The sequence below is a fragment of the Actinosynnema sp. NPDC037264 genome (genome assembly GCF_055603705.1).
Genome location: NZ_JBVJVK010000001.1, coordinates 282,683 through 302,110, shown reverse-complemented (window position 1 = coordinate 302,110; position 19,428 = coordinate 282,683). Strand labels below are relative to the sequence as shown.

Genomic DNA, 19,428 nt, shown 5'->3' with positions numbered 1-19,428 from the left:
TGGCCTGGCCGGTCGACGGCGTGACCTAGGGTGGCGGCCGTGACGGATCTGGTGCTGGCACTGGACGTCGGCGGCACGAAGATCGCCGGTGCGCTGGTGGACCGGGATGGCGCGGTGCGGCGGGCGGTCCGGGTGGCGACGCCCCTCGGCGCGGCGGAGGAGACCTGGGGCGCGGTGGCGTCCGTGGTCGAGGAGGTCCTGCGGGGCGAGGGCGTGGCGGGGGTCGGCATCGCGTCGGCCGGGCCCGTGGACGCCGACGAGGGGACGGTCAGCCCCATCAACGTGCGAGGGTGGCGTGGTTTCCCGTTGCGCGACCGCGTGTCCGCGTTGCTGCCCGGTGTGCCGGTGGAGCTCGCGGGCGACGGGCCGTGCATGGCGCTCGGCGAGCACTGGCTCGGCGCGGGCCGGGACAGCCGGTTCATGCTCGGGCTCGTGGTGAGCACGGGTGTCGGCGGTGGGCTGGTGCTCGGTGGCCGGGCGTTCGGCGGGCGCACGGGGAACGCCGGGCACATCGGGCACGTGGTGGTCGAGCCGGACGGCGAGCCGTGCACGTGCGGTGGGCGCGGGTGCGCGGAGACGGTGGCCGGTGGGCCGCGGATGGTGGCCTGGGCGCGCCGGCAGGGCTGGGCGGCGCCGGACGAGGCGGACGCGGCGCACCTGGCGGCGGCCGCCGGCGCGGGCGAGGAGATCCCGAAGGCCGCGTTCGAGCGGGCCGGGCGGGCGGTCGGGCTGGCGATCGCGGCCACGGCCGCGGTGGTCGACCTGGACCTCGCCGTGGTCGGCGGCGGCGTGGCGCAGGCCGGTGACCTGCTGTTCGACCCGATCCGCCGGGCCGTCGCCGACCACTGTGGACTGTCCTACCTGGACTCCCTGCGCGTCGAGCCCGCCCGGCTCGGTGGCCAGGCGGGACTCGTCGGCGCGGCGAGGTTGGTGCTCGGCTAGTGCGGTGACCGGCGTCCTTCGCCGGTCACCGAGCCGGCTAGTGGACGGCGATGGGCTTGACCCGGTCGCTGTCCTCGTCCACGTGGTAGTCGTCGCCCTGCGTCTCGTCGGTCCCGTTGAACCACCGGGCCTTCTTGGCGATCAGCGTGACGATGACGGCGACCAGCAGGTTCGCCACGACGGCGAGCGCGCCGACGTAGATCTGCACGACCGACCCGGCGAACGGGTGCCAGCCGAACAGCGACAGCTGGCCCAGCGGCAGCGCGGAACCGGCGAAGTGCGACTTGCCGACGGCCGGGTTGCCGATGTTGTACAGCAGCCACATGCCCCAGCCCATGCCGACGACCCAGCCCGCGATGAGGCCCCACACGTGGAACCACCGCGTGTAGAGCGCGATCGCCACGGCCGGCAGCGTCTGCAGGATCATCACACCGCCGATGAGCTGCAGGTCGATGGAGAACTGCGGGTCGATGAACACGATGAACGCGACCGCGCCGAACTTCACCACCAGCGACGCCAGCTTGGCCTGCTTGGCCTCCTGCGCCGGCGAGGCGTCCTTCTTCAGGTACTCCTTGTAGATGTTGCGCGTCCACAGGTTCGCCGCCGCGATCGACATGATCGCCGCGGGCACCAGTGCGCCGATCGCGATGGCCGCGAACGCCACGCCCGCGAACCAGCTCGGGAACTCCTGGCCGAACAGCACCGGGATGATCGTGTTGGTGTCCGGGCGGCCGGTGGCCTGGTTGGTGATCGGCTTGGCGCCCGCGGAGATGGCGACGAAGCCGAGCATCGCCAGCAGGCCCAGCAGCAGCGAGTACGCGGGCAGCGCGACCATGTTGCGCTTGATCACGTTGCGGCCGCGCGAGGCCAGGATGCCGGTCAGCGAGTGCGGGTACAGGAACAGCGCCAGCGCCGACCCCAGCGCCAGCGTGGCGTACTGGAGCTGGTTGGTGCCGGTCAGGACGATCCCGTCGGCCTTGCTCTCGGTCGCGGCGTACTTCGCCTGCGCGGTGTCGAAGATCGCGCCCCAGCCGCCGAACTTCGACGGCAGGTAGATCACCGCGACCAGGATCACGATGTAGATCAACGTGTCCTTGACGAACGCGATCAGCGCGGGCGCGCGCAGGCCCGACTGGTAGGTGTAGAGCGCGAGGATCACGAACGCGATGAACAGCGGCAGGTGGCCGAGGATGCCGGAGCCGTTGAGGCCCATCGTGCGCAGCACGGCCTCCAGGCCGACGAGCTGCAGCGCGATGTACGGCATGGTGGCCACGATGCCGGTGATGGCGACCAGCAGCGCGAGCCAGTGCGAGCCGTACCGGCCGCGGACGAAGTCGGCCGGCGTCACGTAGCCGTGCACGCGGGACACCGACCACATGCGGACCAGCGGCAGGAACACGATCGGGTACAGGATCACCGTGTACGGCAGCGCGAAGAAGCCCATGGCGCCGGCGCCGAAGACCAGCGCGGGCACGGCCACGAACGTGTAAGCCGTGTACAGGTCACCGCCGACCAGGAACCAGGTGATCCACGAGCCGAACTTGCGACCGCCCAGGCCCCACTCGTCCAGGTGATCGAGGGTGTCGCCCGCCTTCCACCTGGCCGCGACGAAGCCCAGGACGGTGACCAGCAGGAACAGCGCGCTGAACACCACCAACTCGGTCCACTGCATTACTTGGCCCCCTCGTCCAGGTCGTCCACGCCCAGCCGGTCCGGCTTGCCCTTGACGACGGGTTCGTCCTTGGTCTTGACGTAGACCAAGCCCACGCAGAGCACGCCGACCGGGACCCAGGCGAACTGGTACCAGTAGAAGAACGGCAGCCCGAGCACCCTCGGCTCATCGAAGTTGAACCAGGGCGTGACGAGCATGAGCAGCGGGACCACCAACAACAGGTTCCAGTTGCTCCAGCGGAGGCTGGATTTTCGAGCAGACGGCATGTGCCCCTCCGTACGGCGGCCCGGTGACGCGGTGTCGCGCATGGTAGGTCGGAGGAGGGACAGTAGTCACCATGTCGGGTGCATTACCGACTCATGAAGTAGCTGGATCGTGACCAACTACCGCTCCGCGCGCAGCCCGGTGACCAAGTGCTTCTCGGCGCGGTCGAAGTAGGTGAGCAGCGCTTCTTCGGCCTGCCGAACCTCGCCCGCGTCGAGGCGGTCCACGATGGACTGGTTCAACGGCAGGTAGTCGCGGTGGAACTCCTCGGGGTCGCCCATCACGTGGAACGCGAGCCGCACCTCGGCCAGCAGCCGCTCCATCTCCTCGTCCAGCCGGGCGCTGCCGGCCAGCGCGGTGATGGCCTGGTGGAACTTGACGTTCGCGGTGCCGACGCCGGTCCAGTCGCCCTGGTCGCGGAAGGTCGAGCCGAGGGCGACGGCGTCGCGGACGGCCCGCCTCGCGTCCTCCGCCACGTGCGGCCAGCGGCGGACCGCGCCGCACTCGATGACCCGGCGCGCGGCGTAGAGGTCCACGATGTCGGGCACGTCGGGGCGGCGGACGAACACGCCCTTGCTGTACTCGTGCACGAGCAGGCGTTCGTGGGTGAGCAGGCGGAACGCCTCGCGCAGCGTGTTGCGGGAGACGCGGAGGGCTTCGCCGAGGGCCTTCTCGTTGAGCTGCTGCCCGGGCTTGATGTCGCCGTCGAGCACCCTGGTGCGCAGCTTGTCCGCCACGCGCTCGGCGGTGCTGGAGCGGTCGAGGTCGCCGCGGTCCTTCGCGAGGGCGGTCAGCCACCCGTCCGCCTGAGCTGTGGTCATGGTGACCGAGTCTAGTGCCCCACAAGTCAAATGGAGTATTGAAGGATCGTTGAACAATCCCTACATTGAACGACAGGTGAGGGGAGGGTTCATGGACCTCAACGCGGACCTGGGCGAGGGCTTCGGCCGCTGGGCCCTGGGTGACGACCGGGCCCTGCTCGACGTCGTGACCAGCGCGAACGTCGCCTGCGGCTTCCACGCCGGTGATCCGGAGACGATGCGGCGGACGTGCGAGCTGGCGGCGGCGCGGGGCGTGGCGGTGGGCGCGCACGTCGGGTACCGGGACCTGAACGGCTTCGGCAGGCGGTTCGTCGACGTGGCGCCGGAGACCCTGACCGCCGAGGTGCTCTACCAGTTGGGCGGGCTGGACGCGTGTGCCCGTTCGGCGGGGACGCGGGTGGGGTACGTCAAGCCGCACGGCGCGCTCTACAACGCGCTGGTCGCGCACGAGGCGCAGGCCGACGCGGTGGTGGACGCGGTGCGCGCGTTCGACCCGGCGCTGCCGGTGCTCGGGCTGCCGGGCGCGGTGTGGTTGAAGCGGGCGGAGGTGGCCGGGCTGCCGGTCCGCTACGAGGCGTTCGCGGACCGGGCCTACACGGCGCTCGGCACACTGGTGGACCGGCGGCGGCCCGGCGCCGTGCTGCACGACGTGGGCGCGATCGCGGCGCGGTGCGTCGTGCTGGCGACCGAGGGGCGGGTGCGTGCGGTGGACGGGCAGGTGCTGCGGATGCCGGTGGACTCGATCTGCGTGCACGGCGACAGCCCCGGCGCGGTGGCGGTCGCGCGGGCGGTGCGGTCGGCGTTGACCGACGCGGGTGTGGTGCTGGGCCCGTTCTCCGGCGGGTTGGACCGGTTGAGCGCGTGATCCTCAGGCCGTGACGGGCGGGTGGGCCGGGGCGATGCCCATCCGGTCGAGCAGGCCCAGGATCGCGTCGACCTTGGCCAGGACCTGGTCCGGGTCGATCCGCTGGGGCGAGGTGGTGAAGACGAGACCCGCTTCGAAGGTCAGCAGGAGGGGCATCGCGCTCACGAACGGGTTGGCGCCCGCCTGGCCGAGCATCCACTCGACGACCTGGGGGGTGAACGCGCGGGTGGCGGCGGACGGGTCCGAGGTGAACACGGTGAACTCCCGGCCCAGCGGTTCCGGCAGGCCGGCGGGCAGCCACTGGCGCTGCTCCCGCACCACGGTCACCGGCGCCTCGGCGGCCGGTCCGGCGGCCTGGGCGCGGTCCGGGGCCAGCGGCCGGCCCAGGAAGTCCACGAGGACCCGGCGGCCGATCTTCATCGGCGGCACGATCGCGGTGGCCACCTCGATCCGGTGCTCGTGAGCCGTGGCGGAGCTGGTCGAGTTGGCCTTCTCCATCGACGCCTCGCCGACGCGCACGGCCCAGTTGCCGCGCCGGAAGTCCAGCGCGGTCTCGAAGCGGGGTGCGCGGACCGTGCCCAGCCGGCCGGCGACGCCGTCGGTGGAGCTCTTCATCGGTGGCAGGAGGTCGGCCGACCACGCGCGGACGTCCGCGGGGTCGGCCACCCGGCCGCCGAGGCCGTTCGCGAGCACGGCCAGGGCGTCGGCCTGGGCCTGGTCCTCCTTCCGGGCGCCGCGCGACTGGAACCAGCGCAGCAGGGCGAAGAGCACCACCAGGGCGGCGACGACGTAGAGCAGTTCCATGATCAGATGTCCAGGTATCCCGTGGTCTGCTGCTTGGACTGGTCCTCGCCGATGCCCGCGTACTGGTCCGCCTTCTCCTGGGCGGACTGGTTGCGCAGGGGCTTGTCGATGCCGGCGTTCGCGCCCGTGCCGATGCCCAGCTGGGAAGCCGCCGCGTCGGTCACCGCGCCCACCATCGACTTGCCGAAGCCCTCCTGCAACCGCTCGCCGAGCATGCCGTCCTTGCTCCACAGCTTGACCAGCGCCGACTTGTCGCCGCCCGCCTTGAGGGCGTCCGCGGCCAGGCTGCCGGCGTGCTTGTTGGCCATGGAGCGCTGGAAGGCGGTCTTCACGTTGCCGACCCGCTTGGCCAGGTTGCGCAGGAAGTCGAGGATCTTGGTCAGGAACTGCTTCAGCTTGGCCACGATCCGGGCCACCTTGCTGCCGGTCGTCGCCACCCGCACGCCCGTCGCGGCGCCCGCCGCCGCGGTCGACGCGCCGAAGCTCGGCACCGCCGCCGCCAGCGCGGGGATCCAGATCATGACCAGCCAGGTGATCAGCTCGGTGAGGATCGCCTTGATGAAGTCCTCGACGATCGTCATGATCATGCTGGAGGTCTGGAGCATCTGCGCCAGCTCACCGGCCTGGCCCGCGACGCCGTCGATGCCGTTGGCGAACTCGCCCAGCTTGGTGCTGGCCACCTCCGACGCGGGGCCGCCCCAGCTCGTCACCGAGCTCTGCAGGTCCTGGTCGAACTGCTCGCGCAGCTTGGCCACGCCCTCGCCGATGGCGCTGAAGTTCTCCGCCGCCTGCGCCAGCGCGGGACCGTCGCCGCTGACGAAGTGGATCGCGTCCTCCAGCGGCTGCACCACGCTGATCAGGAAGTTCAGCCCCTGCCCGACCAACCAGCCGATCGGGTCGGTCGCGATGCCCAGGGCGGAGGTGCCGAGCGAGCCGATGAGCGCGGAGCCCTCGGACATCAGGCCGGTGACCTCGGCGCCGCCCTTCTCCTCCGCCTTGCCCGCCGCTTCCTTGATCTTGAGGTAGTTGCCGTAGAAGGGGGCGGCCTCCGCCATCTTCTGGCTGGTGTCCTTCTCGCCGACGGTGATCTCGACGCCGCCGGCCTCGGTCTTTACTTCAGCCATCCCGGATTCCCCCGCCCCTACTGGTTGTCGAGCTCGACTTGCAGGCCGTTCAGCAGCTGCTTGACGGCTTCTTCCTGCGCGTCGTAGTCCTGAGCCGCGCCGTTGAACTTGTCCGCGCCGGACTGCAAGCCGTCCTGCAGGGCCTGGAACAGGTCGTTGAGGTCGCCGAGCATCCGGGTGTAGTCGTCCTTGACGAACAGGCCGACCACGCCCCACGACTTGTCGCCCACGTCCGCCTTGGCGACGAGGCCCGCGATCTCGGACGCCGTGCCGCGGTGGCCGTCGAGCTTGCCGGCGAACGCCCGCAGCTCCTGGGGGTTGACGTCGAAGCCACTCATCGCGTGCTCACCGGTCCTCGTCGTCGAAGAGGTTCAAGAAACGGCCGTCCTGGTTCTGCGCGGGCCCCGAGCGGGGCGGGGGCGGCGGCTGGTCGTCGTCGCGCAGGAACCGACGCTGCGAGAAGTCGTCCGGTTCCTCGGGTGGCGTCGGCCGGCGCGGCGGGGCCGGGCGGGCGGCCGGCCCGGGCGGCGGCATCCGGTTCGGTCCCGGGCCCGCCATGGGCGGCGGCGGTGCGGCGTAGGGCGGTGCGGCGGGCAGCGGCGCCTGCGGCGGCGGGGCCTGTTCGGTCATGGTGCGCAGCTCCTGCGGCGTGACGCCGAACAGCTGGGCCTGCGTCTCCAGCACCTGGTCGGTGAGGTGCAGGTCGTCGCCGAGCGCGTTCTCCACGATGCCCGCCTGGCGACGTGCGGCCTCGGCGACGGCTTGGCGCAGCGTCGCCATGATCGCGCCGGCCAGCGCGTGCGGCGGTCGGCGCATGGCGGTGTCCGACAGCCGGATGTCCTTGATCGCGCCGGACGGGCCGGCCACGACGGTCACCGCGCGGTCGGGCGAGGTGGCCACCACCTCCATCGCGGCGAGTTCCTGCTGCATCTGGTCGATGCCGGCGACCTGCTGGTCGACCCGGTGCAGCTTGGACTGGAACTGTTCGAACTGGGCGACGAGCTGGTCGAACTCGGCCGACACGACAGGACCTCCGGGGAGCTTTCGACTGCGGCGGCACGCACGGCGCCGGTGAGCGGGACTCATAGTGGCAAGCGGATGACCAGCTTTGTGCCCGAACGGGTGAAAAGACTCTCCGTTCAACCCAGCGGGCCGTTCGGCGGGTTCCTTGACCCGGTCGTGGTTGGGCAGCATCGCGCGGGTGATCAGACGACTCCAGGCAGTGATGACACTCACACTCGGTCTGTCCCTCCTCTCCGTCCCCGGCGTCGCGCACGCCCAACCCGCGCCGTGCTTCGACCCGAACGCGCCCATCACCGTCGAAGAGCAGCGGTTGGACGACCGCCTCACGCCGACGGGGCCCGAGGTCGGCCCCGAGCTGGTGCGTCTCGCCGGCTTCGAGGACGACGTCAGCCGCTTCACCGCCCGGCTGTGCGAGCCGATCTCCTACTCGCAGGTCATGTACCACGCGCTCGCCGGCGGGACGCAGCTGTGGCAGGCCGCGGTGGGGCGGGCGCAGTCGGCCCAGGCCTTGGACTCCTACGACGACCGGCCGCTGTACTGGGCGCGGCTGCTCGCGACCAAGGCGCTGCGGCAGTGGCAGCCGCGGGACTGGCGGCTCGACGCGGCCGGGCGGGCGAGGCTGGTCGAGGCGTTCGACCGCACCTCCCGGGGCGTGGAGCACGTGCGGTTCGGCGCCGGCGTCCGGCGGATCGCGGTGACCGGGTTCGACCCGTTCCAGCTCTTCGGGACGTCCGTGCGCCGCAGCAACCCGTCGGGCGCGTCGGCGTTGCAGCTGGACGGGAAGGTGATCAGCACGCCGTCCGGGCCGGTGGTGGTCGAGGCCGCCGTGCTGCCGGTGCTGTGGGGCGCGTTCGACCAGGGGGTCGTGGAGCGGTTCTACGGCGCCGCGCTCGGTTCCCGGGCCGACGCCCTGGTCACGATCAGCCAGGGCCGCGACGGGCAGTTCGACGTCGAGCGGTGGGCCGGGCGGTTCCGGGGCATCTACCCGGACAACGACAACGTGTCGGCACCCGGTGTGGTGCCGGACGCGGCGGGGTGGCCGCAGCCGGCGCACGAGTTCATCGAGACCACGCTGCCGCACCAGCGCATGATCGACGCCGGGACCACGCCGTTCCCCGTGTACTACAACCGGTCCTTCTGCGAGTGGCCGCTGGGGACGGTCCCCGCACCCGGCACGGGCACGGCGGACTGCCGCTCCGACGAGCCGACGCCCGGCGCGGCGGCGGCCGAGGGCAGCGGCGGCGACTACCTGTCCAACGAGTCGATGTACCGGGCCAACCGGCTGCGGCTGGGCTTGAACGCCACCGCGGTCGCGGGCGGTCACCTGCACACCCCCGTGCTCGGCCAGCCCGCCGACCCGGCCGCGCTGACCGACGCGGCGTTCGAGCGCGACCGCCGGGCGATCGCCGACCAGGTGGTGGCGCTGGTGTCAGTAATCTGACCCCTGTGAAGGGCTGGCGGGCGGCGGTCGCGGCACTGGCCGCGCTGTCGCTCGCCGCCTGCACGGCGCCGGTGGAGGGCCTGCCGGACGGCGAGGTCGTCCGCCCCTCCCTCACGCCGACCGCCGACCAGCTGCCGAAAGCCGGTCAGTGCACGGACACCGGCCTCGAAGTGCTCGACTGCAAGGCCCAGCACGAGGCCGAGGTGACCGAGGTCGGCCTCCTGGACGGCCTCGGTGCCGAGTACCCGAACGACCGCGACCTGCGCCGGGCCGCCCTGCCCGCGTGCCGCGCCGCGCTCACCGCGTACCTCGGCAGCCCCGACCACGATGCCACCCGCTTGCAGGCCCACGCCCTGTGGCCGAGCCGCGACGGCTGGGCGAAGGGCGACCGCTGGCGCGTGTGCACGGTGGTCGAGCTCAAGCCCGACGGCACGCGCGTGCGGCGCAAGACCAGCGCCAAGGACCTCCTCAAGGCGGCCGGGTTCGGCACGGTGCAGCTGTGCGCGACCGCGTCACCGGGCGAGGCGAAGGACGCCGGGATCACCGCCTGCGACCAGCCGCACAAGGCGGAAGCCGTGCCGGGCGTGCTCGCGCTGGGTAATCCCCAAGACCCGACGCCGTCCCTCGACCAGGTGAACGCCAAGGCGGCCGAGCACTGCGCGAGGGCCGTGACGAACTACGTCGGCGCGGCGCGGGAGGACGTCTTCGCGTCCTGGCGGTCGTTCGGCAGCCAGGCGTGGTCCGAGGGCTACACGTCGGTGGTCTGCTACGCCGAGGCGACGCGCCCGTTCACCGGCCGGCTGTGGGGCCTGGGGAAGAACGCCCTGCCCGGCTGACCCCGGTCGTCCCCACCTGTCCCCACTGACCCACAGGCTGTGCACAGTTCCATCCACAACCTGTGGACAACTAGCGCCGGCACCAGGACAGCACCACCAGCAGCACGCCCACCAGAACCGGCGCGCCGCTCTCGAACACCGGCCTGAGCACGGGCAAGAAGGGGTACGCGCCCAGTTCGAACAGCACCGAGGCGGTCAACGCGGCCAGTCCGGCGGCCAGCGGCGCGGCTGGGGACAGCTTCCCCAACGACACCAGACCCACCAGCAGTCCCGCGAGTCCCAACGCCACCAGCCCGCGCAGCCGCACCTCGTCGAACTGGTCCAGCGCGTGGCCCCACGCGAAGGCGCCGACCGCGGCGGCGAGGGCGCCGAGCACGAAGCCGGCCACGTGCCACCACGCCGACACCCGCGTGCGCTCGCGCTTCGCGGCCACCCCGGCCGGGTGATACCGCACGACGCCCGGAGCCGGCCCGACCTCCGCCTCCGGCAGGCGGTCGTAGTGCAGTCCGCCCAGGAAATCGTCCTGCTGGGTCACTCCTCCTTGGTACCTCCGGACGAGCCGAAAATCACCCGGAGCAACCAAAAAGAGACCCGGTGGACGCCGTTGGCCACCGGGTCTCACGCCGAGGGGTCTCGGGTGGGAGAGGCTCAGCCGAGCCGGAGCTTCAGCGCCTCCAGCTCGTCGCGCAGCGAGGTCGGCACCTTCTCGCCGATCTTGGCGAACCACTCCTCGATCATCGGGATCTCGGCGCGCCACTCGTCGGCGTCGAAGTCCAGCGCGGCCTCGACGTCCTCGCGCGGCGCGCCCAGCCCGTCCAGGTCCAGCGCGTCGGCGGTCGGCACGTGCCCGATCGGCGTCTCGACCGCGGCGGCCCTGCCCTCGATGCGCTCGACGGCCCACTTCAGCACCCGCGAGTTCTCGCCGAACCCGGGCCACAGGAACCGCTTGTCCTCGCCGCGGCGGAACCAGTTCACGTAGAAGATCTTCGGCAGCTTGTCCGCGTCGGCCGACTTGCCGGTGTCGATCCAGTGCTGGAAGTAGTCACCCGCGTGGTAGCCGATGAACGGCAGCATCGCCATCGGGTCGCGCCGCACGACGCCGGTCTTGCCGACGGCCGCCGCGGTCGTCTCGCTGGACAGGGTGGCGCCCATGAACACGCCGTGCTGCCAGTCGCGCGACTCGGTGATCAGCGGGACCGTGGTGGCGCGGCGACCGCCGAAGAAGATCGCCGAGATGGGCACGCCCTTCGGGTCCTCCCACTCGGGCGCCTTGATGTCGCACTGGGCGATCGGCGTGCAGTAACGGGAGTTCGGGTGCGACGACAGCTCCTCGCCGCCGGGCGTCCAGTCCTGCTTCTTCCACGAGGTCAGGTGCGCGGGCGGCTCGCCCATGCCCTCCCACCACACGTCGCCGTCGTCGGTCAGCGCGACGTTCGTGAACAGCGAGTTCCCCTTCTCGATGGTGCGCATCGCGTTGGGGTTGGTGTGGTAGTCGGTGCCGGGCGCGACGCCGAAGAAGCCGTTCTCCGGGTTCACCGCGTACAGCCGGCCGTCCTCGCCGAAGCGCATCCACGCGATGTCGTCGCCGAGGGTCTCGACCTTCCAGCCCGGGATGGTCGGCTCCAGCATGGCGAGGTTGGTCTTGCCGCAGGCGCTGGGGAAGGCCGCCGCGATGTAGTAGGACTTCCGCTCCGGCGACGTGAGCTTGAGGATCAGCATGTGCTCGGCCAGCCAGCCCTCGTCGCGCGCCATCACCGAGGCGATGCGCAGCGAGTAGCACTTCTTGCCCAGCAGCGCGTTGCCGCCGTAACCCGAGCCGAACGACCAGATCATCCGCTCTTCGGGGAACTGCGTGATGTACTTCGTGTCGTTGCACGGCCACGGGACGTCGGCCTGGCCCGGCTCCAACGGCGCGCCGATCGAGTGCAGCGCCTGGACGAAGTCGGCGTCCTCGCCGAATCGCGCGAGCGCCTTCGCACCCATGCGGGTCATGATGTGCATCGAGACGACGACGTACTCCGAGTCGGTGATCTCCACGCCCAGCATCGGCTTCTCGGCGTCGAGCGGGCCCATGCAGAACGGGATCACGTACATCGTCCGACCGCGCATGCTGCCGCGGTACAGCTCGGTCATCGTCGCCTTCATCTCGGCGGGGTCCATCCAGTTGTTCGTGGGGCCCGCGTCCTGCGGGTCCACCGAACAGATGAAGGTGCGCTCCTCGACCCGCGCCACATCGGTGGGATCCGACGCCGCCCAGAACGAGTTGGGTTTCTTCTTCAGCGGAACGAAGGTGCCCGCGGCCACGAGCTTGGCGGTGAGCCGGTTCCACTCGTCCTGGGAGCCGTCGGCCCACACCACTTCATCGGGGCAGGTCAGCTCTGCGACCTCGCGCACCCAGGACACCAGGCGCGCGTGGTTGGTCGGTGCGTGGTCGAGACCGGGAATGGTCACTGCCGTCATCTCGTCTCGTCTCCTAGCTGAGCGCCAGCCCACGGTGGACGCCGTTGTCCGGGTGGGACGTCCTCGCGAATGGCTCCGCCCGCCCGGTGGAGGGCGTGCCGTTTAAGGGGATAGACGGAGGTTAGCCGGGTTAATCGCGGGTAACGCACATCTGACCTGTCGGCTGGCTCACAAAACCGATTCTGGAATCGATTCAGCACCCGATCACCACAAATCCGGCTGTGACCTGGGCTTTAGTCGGCGGAATGCAAGACCGGCCCGGTGCGTCGATCGCCACACGTTCAGGTGTCTGAACAGTAACGCTATGAGAGCGCTCTCACAGTTGGGCGCAAAAATTGCTGCTCCGAAATGCCCGGATTTCTCGACCGTTTCAGGAACGGCGGACGGGCGGCCCGAGCAACGCGATCAACGGCTCTTCCACTTGCGCCACAAGGGATTCACCGAACACGCACAGCGTGTGTTCCCAGGGGTGCCCGAACGTGCCGAGGCGGAGATCGCGGGTGACGTACAGGAAGTAGTCGCCGTCCGGGTACGCGTGGCCGGGCCACGGCGGTTGCCCCGGTCGGCCGACGCGGTCCGGCTCGAACCGGTAGCCGACGTGCTGCCAGTCGAGCCAGTACAACTCCTCGTCCCCGGCCTCCCGCAGCCCGGCGACGATCACGCTCTGCAGTTCGTCCAGGCCGTCCTCGTCGACGTTCAGGTGCCACGTCACCGAACCGGGTGGTTCCGTGATGCCGGGAAAGGCCCTCGTGCTCGGCCGGAAGTCGAGCAGGCGGTCGACCAGGCGCCAGACCTCGTCGTGCACCGCCTGGTCGAACAGCACGGCGACCGGACGTGTCGCGGCGGGCGGGCGCGGCGGGGTCCAGTGGTAGGAGCGGGCGGTGGCGACCTCGCGGAAGCCCGCCTCCAGCAGCACGGCGCGCAGCTCGCCGTCCGCTTCGGCGAAGAACGTCGACCCCGGCCCGGCCCACCGCGACCACTCGGCCACCACCTGCGGCCACGGGCCGGTGAGCCCACCGATCACCACGGCGCCACCTCCCGCGGGCTCCGCCCACCCCGCGCCCACGACCCGGCCGCGTTCGAGCACGACCTGGACGTTCGCGTCGAAGTGCCGGGCCGGGCCGTCGACCTCGAGGTCGGCGAACGGCGTGCGGTGGCGGCCCCGGGCCAGCCGTCGCACCTGCGGCAGGTCTTCGGCCCGCGGTTCGCGCACGTCACGGCTCGGCGAGGCGGTGATCTCGTGCGCGACCAGGACGGCACGCTCCCAGCCCGGCGTGAAGCCGGCCGCGAGCAGGTGCGAGGGGAGGTCGGGCGCCTCGTGCGCGTAGGTCTTCCACTCGACCGGCTCGCCGCGCTCGGCGAAGTGGCGCAGTTGCCGATCGACGAGGGCGGCGAGGTCGACCCCGGGCAGGTCGGGGTGCTCGACCGTGCCGTGCGTGCCGTAGTGGACGCGGGTGACCGGACCGTCCTGCTCGACCACCGCGCCGATCGGCGTGCTCCACGGTCGGCGCGGCCACGCGTCGTCGGCGGGTCGGGTCGTGCGCCGCGGCGGGCGTGGGCGGACCGGGGTGGCGTCGAGGAAACCGCTGATCGCGGCGACGACCTGGGGTGAGGCGAAGTCCGGCACGGTGAGGTTCAGGCCGCCCGCCACCGGGCCGTCCGGGCCGGGCGTCGTGAGGACGAGCGTCGACGCGCGGACCCGGCCGAGCTCTTCCCGGGACGCGGCGTCGGCGCCCAGGCCGGCCACGATCACGCGGTCCGGCGTCGCGCCGGCGAGGACCATCCGCACCACCAGCAGCGCGCCGACGCCGTGACCGCCGAGGTCGTAGCCGGCGAGGTCGTCGGTGGCCAGGTGGTCGAGCAGGGCGAGCCCGGCGGCGGTCGGCGCCCCGTCCGGCACGTCGACCAGGACCACCCGGTGGCCTCGGGCGACGAGGGGGTCGACGTGCGGCAGCCACAGGTCGGCGGTGTCGTCCGAGCCGCCGGCGAACAGGACCAGCGGACGGCCGGCGCCGAAGTCGCGGTAGGCGAGCGGGGTGCCGTCCGGAGCCCGGAGGTGCTCGGTCATCCGTCGAGCCGCTTGTAGTACTGGACCTGGGGGAACGCGGTGAAGCCCGCGCGTTCGTAGGTGCGGCGCGCCGGGGCGTGGCCGGGGTCGCCGCCCGTGCCGACGACGGCCGGCGTGACGCCCGCTTCGCGGAGGCGTTCGACGGCGAAGTCGGTCAAGGCGGACCCGATGCCCTGCCGCTGGTGGTCCGGGTCGACGGCCAGCATGTGGATCTCGCCGTCCGCCACCCGGATCGCGACGAACCCGACGGCGCGGTCCTGCCGGTCGGCCACCCACACGGTCGTCGCGCCGTCCCGGCAGACGTCCTCGACGGCCCGGGCCTGCGTCGACTCCCAGTCCGGGAACAGCGCGGCGTAGATCGGACCGCCCAGCGCGGCGCGGAACGACGCGAACACCGGGGCCCACGAGCGCAGCGAGAACTCCACGACGGCGCCGATGTCGTCGGTCGTCAGCGGGCGGATGACCATGCGGCCATCATCGCGACAGGCCCACGACCCCCGCACTCGAATTCGCCGGTCGGGCCCGCCCCGATCCGGGAGCGGTCAGTTCGGGCTGATCCACTGGCCGGTGACGGAGTCGATGCGGACCACGCCCGACACGGTGACCTTGTCCTCCGAGCCGTCCGACCAGGCCTCGTCGCTGTCCGGCGTGTACTTGCCGTCCTCGCCGATGCGGCCGTGCTCGACCTCGGTCCACTCCTCGTCGCCGGTGTGCCGGGACACCGTGACCTCGCCGTCCTGGGTGATCTCGGTGGCCAGGTCGGCGCTGCCGTCGCCGTCGGCGTCGGTGAAGAGCCAGGTGTCGCCGTCCTCGTCCTTCACCACCGCGGTGTCGGCGCGGCCGTCGCCGTCGGTGTCCTCGGTGGCCGGCCCGACGTTCTGGTCGGCGCCGCCCTCCATGTCGACCACGATGGCCTTGCCGGCGTTCGTGTTGGTCTGCTCGGTCCGGTCGTCCGACGGGTCGACGGCGACCCACTCGCCGGAGTCCTCGTCGAACTCGGCCTGGGCGGTGAGCTCGCCGTCCGCGTCGAAGGAGCTCATCAGGTCGGCGTCGCCGTCGCCGTCGGTGTCGCTGAACGCGAGGTGCCCACCGTCGTCGGTCTCCACGACCGCGCTCTCCTCGACACCGTCCTGGTCGAGGTCGTAGGTCGCCTCGGCGGTGTACTCCTCGTCACCGACGGTGACCTTCAGCTCGCCGTCAGCCGCGCCTGTCTCGTCGATGTACACCGTGTCCCACCCTCCTGCGTTCCTGTACGGGTTGGACTCACGCTATGCCTGTTCGGTTCCGCTGGGGAAGGTCCGACAGAGGTCACACCCGGTCGCGGACGGCTCGGATGCGGGCCAGCAGCTCGTCGGCCTTGGTCCGGCCGGCGGTCAGCTCGGCCAGCCGGCGCGTCACGGTCTGCAAGGCCTTGGCGCGCTCGCCGGCCTCCATGCGCAGCGCCTTGTCGACCTCGCGCAGCTCCGCCTCGATCGCGTCGACCCGCTTGCCCAGCGCGTCGTCCAACGCCAGCGACAGCTGCTGCTCGGCCTCGATCAGCTGCTCGGCCACCAGCTGGTCCACAGTGGACCGGGCGTCCGCGATGGCGTCCGACAGCCACTGCTTGAGGTGCTGCTTGTCGGCCGAGTGCTTCCTGGTCCGGGCCATCCACCAGCCCGCGCCGAGCCCCAGCGCGATGGTCACCGGCAGCACGATCGGGTTCAGCGCCGCCACCCCGAGCCCGGCCAGCGGCAACGCGGCCAGCCGGCCCGCGCCCAACCCGCCGGACACGCCCATGAACACCAGCAGCTTGTCCTCGGCGGTCGGCGCGCGCTTCTCCGGTGGCCGCAGCACGACCGGCGGCGTCGCGCCGCGCGCGAACTGACCCCGGATCACGGCCAGCTCCTCGGCCGAGAACAGGTCGGCCAACGCCGCGTCGGCGACCCGGGACAGCCGCACGCCCAACCCGGCGCTGATCCGACCCGACACCACCTGCAACGCCGTGTCGACCTCCTGCGGCAACGCCGCCAGCCGCTCGCGGTCGGCCGAGTCGATGGCCGTGCGGAACCACGTCTGCACGTCCCGCATCTGGCGGCTGACCTCGTGCGCACCCTCGACCCGCGCCCGCTGCACCTCGCCGCGCAGCCGCACCTGCCAGCTGCGCGTCGACGAACGGCGTTGCGCGTTCAGCTCGTCGCGCCGCCCGCGCAGCGTCTCCGCTTCCTCCTCGCCGGACGACAGCGCGCGCTTGTCCGCCTCGTTGCGCGCGATCAGCTCGTCCAGCACGGTGGCCAGCGCGCGCAGCCCGTTGGCCTCGCCGAGCATCGCCGCCCGGCCGACCACCAGCTCCTGCAACGCCTCCTGCAACGCGCCGATCCCGGACCGCTCGCGCAGCATCGCACCCGCGTCCGGGTTCGGGGCCTTGGCCGCCAGCTCGAACATCCGCGACGACACCGGGTGGAACACCGCGCCGCGGAACCTCGGCGCGTGCTCGGCCAGCAGCGCCTGGTCGGCCTCCAGCACCTGCCGCCAGCCCCGGTACTGGTCGACCTTGGTCAACGCGAACACCACGGTCTCGACGCGTTCGCCGACCGTGCGCAGGAAGTCCAGCTCACCGCGCGTGAACGGGGCCGAGGCGTCGACCACGAACAGCAGCGCGGTCGCGGTCGCGGCGGCTTCGGCGGCCAGCTCGCCGTGCACGGAGTCGAGCCCGCCGACACCCGGCGTGTCCACCACGGAGAGGCGTTCCAGCAGCGGGATGGGCGCCTCGACCTCGACGTACCGCGGCGGCAGCATGCCCTCCGGCAGCTCGTGCGCCGCCGACACCCAGTTCACGATCTCCGACCGCTCGAACGGCACCGGCGACATCGACCCGGCGTAGCAGGCGCGGGCCGACCACTCCTCGCCGTGCCGGAACACCAGGTAGGTCGCGGTGGCCACCTCGGCGTCCACCGGTGACAGGTTCGGCGTCGCCAGCAGGGCGTTCACCAGCGAGCTCTTGCCCCGGTTCGTCTCGCCGACGACCACGACCGACGCCGGGCCCGCCCGCCGCGCCTCCACGAACGACGCGGCCGACGGGTCGAGCGCGCGGACCAGGTTGGTCAGCTTCTCCCTGGTCTGCCGGACGACCTGCGGCAGGCTGCTCATCGCGCGGTGTAGACGGTGACGACGGGCGCACGCAGCGTCCGGCCCCGATCGGCGAAGCCGACCACCTCGGTCTCGGCCACCACGCCGTCCAACGACGCGTCGTTCGTCGGCACGGTGCCGCCCGCCTCGTGCCGCGACGGGTCGAACCGCTCGCCGTCGGGCCGCAACGGGGTCACGCCGATCGCCGCCAGGCCCTCTTCGAGCCGTTCCACCACCCCGGCGCTGCGGGCGCGGTCCAGCGCGTACAGGCACAGCTGCACGAGGGCGCGCCGTTCGGCCAACGCCTGGTCCAGCAGCTCGTCGGCGATGGTCGTCTCCAGCGTCGCCGCTCCCGGGTGCGTCTCCACAGCGTGGTCGGACGCCGTGCCGCCCTGTTCCGTTCCGCTCATCGCCGTCCCCGCAGTTGTTGCCAGATCAGGAAATACGCCCGGTGCACCACGTGCGCCACCCGGCTCTGCGCCGGCGTGGCCCCGAACGACGCGAAGGAGCGCCACCAGCCCGCCCGTTCCAGGGCGTAGGCGATGAGCTCCTGCGGCGGTCGGCCGCGCAGGCCGAGCTGCTCGGCGAGGTCCGGCGAGCTGCCGAACCGCAGCACCTCTTCCACCAGGTCGTTCGGCATCGCCACGGCGCCGGACGCGACCAGCGTCAACGCCTCCAGCAGCCGCAGCTGGTGCGCCTCGGGCTTGGCCAGCAGCACCTCGATCGCGTCGTGCACGCGCTGCCGCTCGTTCGGGTCGCCGGAGGCGGCGGCCAGCGAGGTCACCGACGCCAGCGCGGCGGCGGCCTTGATGCCGTCGGCGCGGGACCGGAACACCGCGTTGAGCTTGGCCCGCACGCCGTCCAGCCCGGAGGCGTCGAGGAGCTTGCGGCGCAGCGCGCCCGCGGTGATGCCCGGCTCCGCGTCGATGGCCTCGAGCGCCTTGCCGACGCCGTAGAGGTCGAGCTTCTCCAGCAGCCGGGTGCGGGTGCCGACCGGCACGTCGCACTCCCAGCTCACGAACAGGTCGGCCGAGATCAGCATGGTCTCGCGGGTCGCGTCGTCCAGCTCGGCCAGCCGGCGCAGCGCGTCCGCGTCGGCCGAGGTGAAGCCGCCGGTCTCGGTGGACTCGGCGACCAGGCCGATCACCGGCAGCACGTCGGCGACGCGCGGCTTGAGGGTGAGCGCCTGCCGCTCGGCGAGCAGCACGGCCGCCTGCCACGTGTCGCCGTTCGCGCCCTCCACGGTCTCGGCGGCGATCGTGTCGGCCTTGTTCAGCACCGCGATCGCGTTGACCGGTCCCGCCTCGCGGCTCGCGGTCGCGGCGGTGAACGCGGCGAGCGCCTGCTGGTCGTCCGCCCGCACGCCCTGCGTGACCACGTACAACACCGCCTCCGCGCCGGCCACCGCGTTGCGCGACACCGGGTCGAGCTCGCCGCCGAGCAACGCCTCGGTGCGCGCCACGGACGCCGCGTCGAGCGAGCCGAGGCCGGGTGTGTCGATCACGGTCAGGTCCCGCAGCACCGCGTTGGTGAGGTAGGCCTCGATGTGCGACACCCGCTCGACGTCGACGCCCAGGTCGGGCGGGATCGAGCCGTTCGCCTCGAACGGCAGCACCTGCTTGCGGCCGTCGGCGAAGACCACCTCGATCCGGTCCACCGTGCCGTACTGGAAGCGGGTCACCAGCCGGGTGCACTCGCCGACGTCCGTCGGCGCGACCCGGCGCCCGATCAGCGCGTTGACCAAGGTCGACTTGCCGGACTTGATCCGGCCCGCGACGGCCACCTGCAACGGCGCGGACAACCGCCGCAGCACCTCGCCCAACCCCGCCGCGGTCGCGGGCGAGACCTGGGGGCGCAGGCCGACGCAGAGGTTCGCGACCGCCGCCGAGAGCGGACCGGCGAGCTGCTTGGCCTGCGTCGTCACGCCGGAGATCGTGCCACGTGCGGGTGGCGCGCGGTTTGCGAACGGGGCGACCGGGGTATTTCCGCGACCGACGAGGGAG

Annotated in this window: 19 protein-coding genes; 4 read left to right on the top strand and 15 right to left on the bottom strand. The window is 72.0% G+C overall.

The genetic code is table 11. The features are described from left to right. Window positions 1–39 precede the first annotated feature (39 nt). A complete protein-coding gene (locus tag ACZ7GX_RS01445; RefSeq protein WP_498771573.1) occupies window positions 40–942 on the top strand; it encodes an ROK family protein in 903 nt (300 codons plus the stop codon). 37 nt (window positions 943–979) lie between these two features. Here the strand turns inward: ACZ7GX_RS01445 and mctP are convergent, their stop codons facing one another. The 3 genes from mctP to ACZ7GX_RS01430 all read right to left on the bottom strand — a co-directional run bounded on the left by mctP (window position 980) and on the right by ACZ7GX_RS01430 (window position 3,699). Beyond that, entirely contained in the window at window positions 980–2,614 is a 1,635-nt protein-coding gene (gene mctP / locus ACZ7GX_RS01440) for a monocarboxylate uptake permease MctP (protein ID WP_498771571.1), read from the bottom strand. Further along, window positions 2,614–2,880 carry a DUF3311 domain-containing protein gene (locus tag ACZ7GX_RS01435; protein ID WP_498771569.1) on the bottom strand — a complete coding sequence of 89 codons (267 nt, stop codon included), beginning with the start codon at window positions 2,878–2,880 and terminating at the stop codon, window positions 2,614–2,616. Before ACZ7GX_RS01435 ends, mctP begins: the two co-directional genes overlap by 1 nt. Window positions 2,881–2,997: 117 nt before the next feature. Beyond that, window positions 2,998–3,699, bottom strand: a complete 702-nt coding sequence (locus tag ACZ7GX_RS01430) for a GntR family transcriptional regulator (RefSeq protein WP_498771567.1) — start codon at window positions 3,697–3,699, stop codon at window positions 2,998–3,000. A gap of 91 nt (window positions 3,700–3,790) precedes the next feature. Here ACZ7GX_RS01430 and ACZ7GX_RS01425 point away from each other — a divergent pair, with 91 nt between their 5' ends. Further along, complete coding sequence (locus ACZ7GX_RS01425; protein WP_498771565.1) at window positions 3,791–4,564, top strand: LamB/YcsF family protein; 774 nt, start codon at window positions 3,791–3,793, stop codon at window positions 4,562–4,564. A 3-nt stretch (window positions 4,565–4,567) separates the two neighbouring features. Here ACZ7GX_RS01425 and ACZ7GX_RS01420 read toward each other — a convergent pair whose 3' ends face one another. From ACZ7GX_RS01420 to ACZ7GX_RS01405, 4 genes are read right to left on the bottom strand one after another with little or no spacing between them, the layout of a single operon-like run. After that, the gene (locus ACZ7GX_RS01420) at window positions 4,568–5,368 is read right to left on the bottom strand and encodes a hypothetical protein (RefSeq protein ID WP_498771563.1); all 801 of its coding nucleotides are present in this window, start codon (window positions 5,366–5,368) and stop codon (window positions 4,568–4,570) included. Window positions 5,369–5,370: 2 nt separating this feature from the next. After that, a complete protein-coding gene (locus ACZ7GX_RS01415) occupies window positions 5,371–6,492 on the bottom strand; it encodes a hypothetical protein (RefSeq protein ID WP_498771561.1) in 1,122 nt (373 codons plus the stop codon). Window positions 6,493–6,509: 17 nt separating this feature from the next. After that, on the bottom strand, window positions 6,510–6,830 hold the full coding sequence (locus tag ACZ7GX_RS01410; RefSeq protein WP_498771559.1) for an ESX-1 secretion-associated protein: 321 nt from the start codon (window positions 6,828–6,830) through the stop codon (window positions 6,510–6,512). A gap of 7 nt (window positions 6,831–6,837) precedes the next feature. Then, window positions 6,838–7,515, bottom strand: coding sequence for a YbaB/EbfC family nucleoid-associated protein (locus ACZ7GX_RS01405; RefSeq protein ID WP_498771556.1), 678 nt, complete (start codon window positions 7,513–7,515; stop codon window positions 6,838–6,840). Window positions 7,516–7,717: 202 nt separating this feature from the next. Here ACZ7GX_RS01405 and ACZ7GX_RS01400 point away from each other — a divergent pair, with 202 nt between their 5' ends. Both ACZ7GX_RS01400 and ACZ7GX_RS01395 read left to right on the top strand, forming a co-directional pair. Further along, complete coding sequence (locus tag ACZ7GX_RS01400) at window positions 7,718–8,956, top strand: PA0049 family protein (protein WP_498771554.1); 1,239 nt, start codon at window positions 7,718–7,720, stop codon at window positions 8,954–8,956. Window positions 8,957–8,961: 5 nt separating this feature from the next. Further along, a complete protein-coding gene (locus ACZ7GX_RS01395) occupies window positions 8,962–9,792 on the top strand; it encodes a septum formation family protein (protein ID WP_498771552.1) in 831 nt (276 codons plus the stop codon). 70 nt (window positions 9,793–9,862) lie between these two features. Here ACZ7GX_RS01395 and ACZ7GX_RS01390 read toward each other — a convergent pair whose 3' ends face one another. From ACZ7GX_RS01390 to ACZ7GX_RS01355, 8 genes are all read right to left on the bottom strand, one after another. Then, on the bottom strand, window positions 9,863–10,327 hold the full coding sequence (locus ACZ7GX_RS01390) for a hypothetical protein (protein WP_498771550.1): 465 nt from the start codon (window positions 10,325–10,327) through the stop codon (window positions 9,863–9,865). A 113-nt stretch (window positions 10,328–10,440) separates the two neighbouring features. Beyond that, entirely contained in the window at window positions 10,441–12,252 is a 1,812-nt protein-coding gene (locus ACZ7GX_RS01385) for a phosphoenolpyruvate carboxykinase (GTP) (RefSeq protein WP_498771548.1), read from the bottom strand. Window positions 12,253–12,622: 370 nt separating this feature from the next. Then, entirely contained in the window at window positions 12,623–14,320 is a 1,698-nt protein-coding gene (locus ACZ7GX_RS01380) for a DUF2716 domain-containing protein (RefSeq protein ID WP_498771546.1), read from the bottom strand. Then, window positions 14,317–14,787, bottom strand: a complete 471-nt coding sequence (locus ACZ7GX_RS01375; protein WP_498771544.1) for a GNAT family N-acetyltransferase — start codon at window positions 14,785–14,787, stop codon at window positions 14,317–14,319. The genes ACZ7GX_RS01380 and ACZ7GX_RS01375 overlap by 4 nt, the downstream gene beginning before the upstream one ends. Before the next feature lie 75 nt (window positions 14,788–14,862). Further along, the gene (locus ACZ7GX_RS01370; protein ID WP_498771542.1) at window positions 14,863–15,546 is read right to left on the bottom strand and encodes a hypothetical protein; all 684 of its coding nucleotides are present in this window, start codon (window positions 15,544–15,546) and stop codon (window positions 14,863–14,865) included. A gap of 82 nt (window positions 15,547–15,628) precedes the next feature. Next, window positions 15,629–17,446 (bottom strand): dynamin family protein, encoded by a 1,818-nt coding sequence (locus ACZ7GX_RS01365; protein ID WP_498771540.1) that lies wholly within the window; start codon window positions 17,444–17,446, stop codon window positions 15,629–15,631. Beyond that, entirely contained in the window at window positions 17,443–17,835 is a 393-nt protein-coding gene (locus ACZ7GX_RS01360; RefSeq protein ID WP_498771538.1) for a nucleotide exchange factor GrpE, read from the bottom strand. Before ACZ7GX_RS01360 ends, ACZ7GX_RS01365 begins: the two co-directional genes overlap by 4 nt. Next, on the bottom strand, window positions 17,832–19,349 hold the full coding sequence (locus ACZ7GX_RS01355; RefSeq protein ID WP_498771536.1) for a dynamin family protein: 1,518 nt from the start codon (window positions 19,347–19,349) through the stop codon (window positions 17,832–17,834). Before ACZ7GX_RS01355 ends, ACZ7GX_RS01360 begins: the two co-directional genes overlap by 4 nt. Window positions 19,350–19,428 lie beyond the last annotated feature (79 nt).